The organism is Actinosynnema sp. NPDC023658 (genome assembly GCF_040639995.1).
GTDB lineage: Bacteria > Actinomycetota > Actinomycetes > Mycobacteriales > Pseudonocardiaceae > Actinosynnema.
On record NZ_JBFAAX010001438.1, the window covers coordinates 1 to 1,132 of the forward strand.

Here is a 1,132-nt window from a genome sequence, read left to right on the forward strand (position 1 = left end):
CGGCGCGTTCGCCGGTGATCCCCATCGAGCTCATGCAGTACACGAACCCGGAGGAGGCCCGCGCGATCTCGCGGCACCGGTCGTCGCCGCACGCGGGCGCGGCCAGCAGCACCGCGGCGACACCGACGTCCGCCGCGTGCGCCAGGTAGTCCGACGACTCCTCCAGCGGCAGGTCCGGCACGATCGAGCCGCGCACGCCGACCGCCGCCAGGTGGTCGAGGTACCCGGCCACACCGCGCCCCGGCGTCAACGTCATCGCCACGTTCGCGTACGTCATGACGACCAGCGGCACGTCCACGTCGAGCCCGGCCAGCTCGTCGAGCAGCGGCCTCGGCCGTCCACCGCGCGCGGCGGACAGGGCGGCGGCCCGCTGCACGGTCGGCCCGTCCAGCATCGGGTCGGAGAACGGCAGGCCGATCTCCACCGCGTCCGCACCGGCCTCCGCCGCGCCGCGCACCAGGTCCAGCCAGTCCGGCACGACACCCGCCATCACGTACGGGACCAGCAGCCGGCGCCCACCGGCGCGGGCGGCTCGCAAGTGCTCTTCCACCGTGGCCACGGCGACGCTCATCGGAGGTGCTCCCTGATCTGCTGGATGTCCTTGTCACCGCGGCCGGACAACGTGACCAGCACCGTCGACCCGGCGGCCAGCTCACCGGTCGCGGCGGCGTCGACCACCCACGCCAGGGCGTGCGCCGACTCGAGCGCGGGGAGGATCCCCTCGGTCCTGGTCACCAGCTTCAACGCGCGCAGGGCCTGCTCGTCGGTGACGCTGCTGTAGTGCGCGCGGCCGGACTCCGCGAGGTGCACGTGCTCCGGGCCGACGCCCGGGTAGTCGAGCCCGGCCGAGATCGAGTGCGCTTCGAGCACCTGGCTGTCGTCGTCCTGCAGGAAGTGCGACATGAACCCGTGCAGCACGCCGAGCTTGCCCTTGTCGACCGCGCTGCCGCCGGCCGCCTCGACGCCGACCAACCGGGCGGGGGTGTCGACGAACCCGGCGAACGTGCCCGCCGCGTTCGACCCGCCGCCGACGCACGCCACCACCACGTCCGGCACGGCGGCGGGCAGCCGGTCGGCGCACTGGGCACGGGCCTCGTCCCCGATGACGCGCTGGAACTCGCGCACCATCCAC

The 1,132-nt window shown here is 74.3% G+C and carries 2 protein-coding genes; both read right to left on the minus strand.

Annotated features, from left to right (window positions below):
- Nucleotides 1–571 (minus strand): tryptophan synthase subunit alpha (gene trpA, locus AB0G02_RS41625; RefSeq protein ID WP_360806516.1); only part of this gene is annotated, 571 nt, incomplete at its 3' end.
- Nucleotides 568–1,132 (minus strand): pyridoxal-phosphate dependent enzyme (locus tag AB0G02_RS41630; protein WP_360806519.1); only part of this gene is annotated, 565 nt, incomplete at its 5' end. The genes AB0G02_RS41630 and trpA, both read right to left, overlap by 4 nt.